Below are 6,349 nucleotides of genomic sequence, written 5' to 3'. Positions count from 1 at the left end.
CGGTCCGCACCGTGTGCGGACCGCCCCCTCGCGGTGGTCAGGGCCGGGTGGCCCCGAGGCTCACTTGTCCTCGATGGCCTTGGCCTGCGCGTCGGCCACCTTGAGCACGTCGTCCTTGCTGACGTCGCTGCCGAAGACACCGACGAAGTTCTCGCCGACGAGGCGACCGCCCATGGTCGTCTCCTTCTTCTGGCCCATGGCGTCGACGGTGATCTGGGTGCCCTTGAAGTCGTCCTGGTCCACCTCATCGAAGCCGATCTTCACGGACAGACCCCCCTCGGACTTCTCGATGTCGTCGCAGTGCGCACCCAGGGTGGCGAACGCGTCCTGCAGCTTCTTGCCGTCGTCCTTCACACCAGCGGCGATGACGGAGACGTTGGACTGGCCCTTGGTGAAGTCCACCGAGGCGCCCTGGTCGATGTGGTCCGAGGCCTTGAGGCCGTCCAGATCGTCGAGGGCCTTCTGGCACTCCTCGCTGATCTCGCCCAGCTGCTTGAGGCCATTCTCCATCTCGGAGACGTCCATGGCCTCGTCCTTGGCCTCGCCGTCCTCGACGGTGCCGCGCTTGTAGCCGTCCAGCGGGAAGTTGTCCTCGGTGAGCAGCACCTCCTTGGCCTCGTCGTTGCTCAGCGGGTCGGTGCCACCGCAGGCGGTGAGGGTGCCGACCGCGACGAGGCCGGAGGTCAGCAGGGCGAGGGTGCGGGTGGTACGCATGGTGCTCTCCTTCTGATGGCGCGGCGCGGGTGGCGGCACGGGGTGTGCGGCACCGGGACGACGCGGTGGGGGTGGGATCGACCTCACGCTAGGCGGCCGTCCCGGCGGGGGCCGTCACTCCGTGGGTGGAGGGAGGGAGCCCGACCACCGGTCGTGGTCGGGCTCCCGGTGCGGTCCCGGAGGGCGCGGTCACCCTCCGGGTGGTCTCGGCCGCCCGGGCTCAGAAGGCGCTCTCGGGGAGCTCCATGAGGTCCAGGCCGGTCGCCTCGGCCGCCCGACGGTCCGCCCCGATGCGCGGGAGCACCTCGGTGGCGAAGAAGCGCGCGGCGGCCACCTTGCCGGTGTAGAAGTCCCGGTCCTCGCCGGCGGCGCCCGCGGCCAGCTTCTCGGAGGCCACCTGGGCCTGGCGCAGCAGCAGCCAGCCGATCACTACGTCGCCGGCGGCCATGAGCAGGCGGGTGGACTGCAGGCCCACCTTGTAGAGCTCCTGCGGGTCGGACTGGGCGGCCTGGGCCCACCCGGTGAGCAGCCCGAGCAGCTGCTGCAGCTCCGCCAGGGCCTTGCCGAGTTGCTCGCGGGCACCGGCGAGCTCCTCGGCCCCGCCGGCCTGCAGGAAGGCCTGCACCTCACCGGCCACCGCGCCGAGGGCCTCGCCGCGGTCGCGCAGGATCTTGCGGAAGAAGAAGTCCTGGGCCTGGATGGCCGTGGTGCCCTCGTAGAGGGTGTCGATCTTGGCGTCGCGGACGTACTGCTCCAGCGGGTAGTCCTGCAGGAAGCCCGAACCGCCGAAGGTCTGCAGCGACTCGGTGCCCAGCAGCACCCACGCCCGCTCGGAGCCGACGCCCTTCACCAGCGGCAGCAGCAGGTCGTTGATGCGGTCGGCCATCGCCGCCTCGGACCCGGCCTCGGGCTCGGCGCCGGGGTTCTGGGCGCGCCACGCGTGGGCGGTGTCCTGGAAGGTGGCGGTGTACTGCACCAGGGCGCGCAGGCCCTCGGCGTAGGCCTTCTGCAGCATGAGGCTGCGGCGCACGTCCGGGTGGTGAGTGATGGTCACGCGCGGGGCGGCCTTGTCGCCCATCTGCAGCATGTCGGCGCCCTGCACGCGGCTCCTGGCGTACTCGAGCGCGTTGAGGTAGCCGGTGGAGAGGGTGGCGATGGCCTTGGTGCCCACCATCATGCGGGCGTACTCGATGACCTGGAACATCTGCGCGATGCCGTCGTGCACCTCGCCGAGCAGCGTGCCGACGGCAGGAACGTCGGGGTCCTCGCCGAAGCGCAGCTCGCACGTGGTGGAGACCTTGAGGCCCATCTTGTGCTCGATGTTGGTGACGAACGCGCCGTTGCGCTCACCCATCTGGCCGGACTCCAGGTCGACGTGGAACTTCGGCACGATGAACAGGCTGAGGCCCTTGGTGCCGGGGCCGGCGCCCTCGGGGCGGGCGAGCACGAAGTGCACGTTGTTCTCGTAGAAGTCGGCGTCACCGTTGGTGATGAACCGCTTCACGCCGGTGAGGTGCCAGGTGCCGTCGGGCTGCTGCACGGCCTTGGTGGTGCCGGCGCCCACGTCGGACCCGGCATCGGGCTCGGTGAGCACCATCGTGGCGCCCCACTGGCGGTCGATCATGAGCTGGGCGAGCTTCTTCTGCTGCTCGGTGCCGTTGCGGAAGAGGATGTTGGCGAAGCTGAAGCCGGCCGAGAACATGTACGCGGCCGGGTTGGCGCCGAGCACCATCTCGGCGATGGCCCAGTTGAGGCTGGGGGTGGCCAGGGTGCCACCGAGCTCGGGCTCCAGGTTGAGGCGCCAGAACTCTGCGTCGGCCCACGCCCGGTAGGACTTCGTGAACGCCTCGGGCATGGTCGCGGAGTGGGTCTGCGGGTCGAACACCGGCGGGTTGCGGTCCGCCTCGGCGAACGAGGCGGCGATCTCGTTCTCCGCCAGGCGGGCCACCTCGGACAGCACTTCCCGGGCGGTGTCGGCGTCGACCTCCTCGAAGACGCCCTGACCGAGCACCTCCTGGCGGTTGAACACCTCGAAGAGGTTGAACTCCAGGTCGCGGACGTTGGACTTGTAGTGGCTCATCGGTGCCTGCTCCTCGTCGAGGGTGGGGTCGTGCCGGGCGGAGGCAAGTACCCGGTGCGCTGTGTCACACATGATGCCCGGCCCCGGCACTGTGTGCAACACCGTGCACCGGATACTGCGGAGGGGTGGAACCGTTGTGGCCAGCGGGGGCGGGTCAGCGTGCACCGCCTCTGTCCGCGCGCCCGGGGTCAGCGTGCGCCACCCGTGCCCCTGCCTCCGGGGCAGCGTGCACCGCCTGTCCCTGCCTCCGGTCACCGGCGCTGTGTGCTGGCTCCTGCAGGTGCCTCCCGGCGGGCCCAGCCGACCAGGGCGAGCACCAGGCCCGCCAGGAGCAGGGCCGGCGAGGCGAGCATCGCCGTGAGCTCGGCCGTGGTCATCCCGGGGGCGTCCGGGCCACCCTGCTCCATGGCGTCGATGGCAGCCATGTCCGTGGAGAACCACACGCACAGGAACAGGGCGAGGCCCAGGGTCAGCAGGCCGACTCCGATCGGGAGCAGGCGCGGCGTGGGGCGGGTGGTCATGCGAGGTCCTCCTCGGTGCTGGTGCTGGTGCGGTCACGACTCTCGGTGCAACCAGCCTCGCGCACGAGGATTGCCGAGACACCCGGCCCCGGGTGCCGGCCGCTGCGTGCCGTGGGTCACACTGGTCCGCATGACGGACGCCACCACCCTGACCGCTGCCCGCCCCGCCGACTCCGGGGACATCCTCCCCGTCGCCCGTGAGCAGGTGCTCGAGCGCGGCGTGGGCCTCGACGCCGACCAGGTGGAGCAGGTGCTCAACCTCCCCGACGAGCGCGTGGAGGAGCTGCTGGCCCTGGCCCACGAGGTGCGGGTGCGTCACAACGGTGAGGGCGTCGAGGTCGAGGGCATCGTCTCGCTGAAGACCGGCGGGTGCCCGGAGGACTGTCACTTCTGCAGCCAGTCCGGGCAGTTCACCTCCCCGGTGCGCGCGGTGTGGCTCAACGTCAAGGAGCTCATCAAGGCCGCCCGGGAGACCAAGGAGACCGGGGCCAGCGAGTTCTGCATCGTGGCCGCCGTGCGCGGTCCGGACGAGCGCCTCATGGACCAGCTGCGCAACGCCATCGCCGCCATCAAGGCCGAGGTGGACATCGACATCGCGGTCTCGGTGGGCATGCTCACCCAGGAGCAGGTGGACCAGATGGTGGAGATGGGCGTCCACCGCTACAACCACAACCTCGAGACGGCGCGCTCCTACTTCGACCAGGTGGTCACCACCCACACCTACGACGAGCGCCTCGAGACCTGCGCCATGGTCATCGAGTCCGGCATGGAGCTGTGCTGCGGCGCCCTGGTGGGCATGGGCGAGTCCGTCCGCCAGCGCGCCGAGCTCGCCGCCGAGCTGGGGGCCCTGGAGCCGCACGAGGTGCCGCTGAACTTCCTCAACCCGCGCCCCGGCACGCCGTTCGGCGACCTGGAGCCGATGGGGGCCCAGGACGCGCTGCGCACCATCGCCGCCTTCCGCCTGGCCCTGCCGCGCACCATCCTGCGCTTCGCCGGCGGCCGTGAGATCACCCTCGGGGAGCTCGGGACCCGCCAGGGCCTCACCGGCGGCATCAACGCGATCATCGTGGGCAACTACCTCACGACGCTGGGTCGCGACCCGCAGCAGGACCTCGACCTGCTGGCCGAGCTGAAGATGCCCATCCAGGCGCTCAGCAAGACCATCTGACGTGGCGGCTGAGGGTCCGAGGGTCGTGGCCGGCGGTGGGAGGGGTGCCGACGCCGGCGCCGCCACCCCTGACGCCCACGCCGTCCATCCCACGTACTGCGGACACTGCGGCGAGCCGCTCGCGGATGCCGGGCACGACACCTGCACCCGGCGCCTCGAGCTGGAGCCGCCCCGGTACTGCCCTGCCTGCCGTCGGCGCATGGTGGTGCAGGTGACGCCACGCGGGTGGACGGCGTCCTGCTCCCGCCACGGGGTCACCACGGCCTGAGCGGCCCGAGTGTCCTGGGCAGCATGAGCGACCTGACCGACCCGTGTGGGTCGACGGCAGGGCGGGCGGTGTCCACTCATTGGTCCGCCCTCCTGCTCCGCCCGCCCCGCCGGTGGAAACGCAGGACCCCGCGGCCCTCGCCGTCGCAGGTGATCGTGTGGGTGAGCGAGGGGTCCTCGAGCCGCCGGTGGTGCCGGCCGCACAGGGGGAGGGCGTTGACCAGGTCCGTGGCCCCGCCCGGGGGGCCGCCCCGGGCCGACCCGGACCCCCAGGGGTCCACGTGATGGACCTCGCACCAGGCGAACGGTCGATCGCAGTTCTCCTCGGCGCACTCGGTGTAGCGCAGGGCGAGGGCCCGGCGTTGCGTCTCGGTGAACAACCGGGTCCGTCGCCCGAGGTCGAGGGGGACGGAGTCGCCGCCGAGGACCACCGGGACGATGCCCGCGCCGGCAGCCAGTCGGCGCACCTCGCCGGCAGACACCTCGACCCCCGTGTCGGTGAGGCCGGCTCGGTCGGTCTCACCGCGCAGGGTCTCCAGGGTGGTGGTCACCAGCACCGTGACGTTGGTCCGACCGCCCAACTCGTGGGTGGGCAGGTGGTCGATCAGCTCGCAGAGGGCCTTGCCCTTCTCGTGGGCCCAGTCGACCTGCCGGTCCTTCCACGAGAGGTGCTCCCTCCCGGTTGCCTCTGGCCCCGCAGTCTCGACTGGGGTCCTGTCCGTCGCGTCCTTGCGCGCCAGTCGCCGCGGTGCCACGAGCGCATCGAGCACCTTGCCGAGCATGTGGCCCTGGAGCGCGGGGAGGGTGAACCGCCCGTGGACGGTGCCGTCGCCGTTGTCGCGCATCCAGAAGGACGCGGCCTCCCACGCCTTCTGCTCCTGAGTGCGCACGCGCTCGTCCTGGTGGCTGTCCACCACGGCCTCCGGCACGCCCAGCTCTCCCAGGACGCGGCGAGCCGCCCGGCGCAACGAACGAGGAGTCAGTCGCTCGGCCTTGCGGACGAGCACCTCCTCGGCCCGGAGTCGTAGTGCGGGGTCCACGTCTGCGGGGAGGGCGTCGAGCTCCTGCAGGACCACCATCGCGTGCTCCTGGGAGAGCAGCCCCGCATCGAGCGCGCGTGCCAACGGACGCGGTCCCGGCGCGGTGGGCGGCCCCGGTTCAGGGGTCGAGGGACTTCCCGCCTCGTCCGACGTGGTCCCCGGAGACGGGGGAGGGCCCACGGGCTCCGCGAGTGCCTCGGCCAGTACCGCGTCGCGCCGCGTCCCGCCAGAGGTGCGGGCGTTCTTTGCCGCCGCGAACTGTGCGTCGTCGTCGTGCACGGCCCGCCCGGCCCGGCGCGCGGTGGCCAGCACCGAGTGGGAGCGTACGCGGACCTGCTGGCCCCGGTCCCCGAAGCGCGTGGCGGTCCGGGTCAACCACTCGAGCTCCGAGGGGCTGACGGGCAGGTCCTCCTCGGAGCCGGCCGCGGTCAGCGCGGCCAGCAGTCGGTCCACGGCCTGGTCCGCGGCGGCGAACGCCTCGGTCACCTCGTGCCAGGCGCCGGCGCTGCCCGGCGGCTGCCCCGGCGCGATCGGGGCTGTGGTTGAGCCACCGTCGACC

The 6,349-nt window shown here is 71.8% G+C and carries 5 protein-coding genes; 1 reads left to right on the top strand and 4 read right to left on the bottom strand.

Translation table 11 applies throughout. From position 1 onward, the window contains the following. Nucleotides 1–60 precede the first annotated feature (60 nt). From HMPREF3099_RS08660 to HMPREF3099_RS08650, 3 genes are all read right to left on the bottom strand, one after another. The gene (locus HMPREF3099_RS08660) at nucleotides 61–714 is read right to left on the bottom strand and encodes a hypothetical protein (protein ID WP_070705594.1); all 654 of its coding nucleotides are present in this window, start codon (nucleotides 712–714) and stop codon (nucleotides 61–63) included. Nucleotides 715–934: 220 nt separating this feature from the next. Next, nucleotides 935–2,794, bottom strand: coding sequence for an acyl-CoA dehydrogenase (locus HMPREF3099_RS08655; protein ID WP_070705593.1), 1,860 nt, complete (start codon nucleotides 2,792–2,794; stop codon nucleotides 935–937). Between the two features lie 251 nt (nucleotides 2,795–3,045). Next, the gene (locus tag HMPREF3099_RS08650; RefSeq protein ID WP_070705592.1) at nucleotides 3,046–3,315 is read right to left on the bottom strand and encodes a hypothetical protein; all 270 of its coding nucleotides are present in this window, start codon (nucleotides 3,313–3,315) and stop codon (nucleotides 3,046–3,048) included. Nucleotides 3,316–3,445: 130 nt separating this feature from the next. Between HMPREF3099_RS08650 and bioB the strand changes: the two genes are divergently transcribed. Beyond that, nucleotides 3,446–4,483 (top strand): biotin synthase BioB, encoded by a 1,038-nt coding sequence (bioB, locus tag HMPREF3099_RS08645; protein WP_070705601.1) that lies wholly within the window; start codon nucleotides 3,446–3,448, stop codon nucleotides 4,481–4,483. Nucleotides 4,484–4,827: 344 nt separating this feature from the next. On the opposite strand, the gene HMPREF3099_RS08640 is transcribed toward bioB, so the two are convergent. Beyond that, entirely contained in the window at nucleotides 4,828–6,276 is a 1,449-nt protein-coding gene (locus HMPREF3099_RS08640) for an HNH endonuclease signature motif containing protein (RefSeq protein WP_237769806.1), read from the bottom strand. Between the last annotated feature and the right edge of the window lie 73 nt (nucleotides 6,277–6,349).

Source organism: Kytococcus sp. HMSC28H12 (assembly GCF_001816045.1).
Lineage (GTDB): Bacteria > Actinomycetota > Actinomycetes > Actinomycetales > Dermatophilaceae > Kytococcus > Kytococcus schroeteri.
The sequence above is the reverse complement of the archived record's forward strand: the minus strand, read 5'-3'. Positions and strand labels throughout refer to the sequence as shown.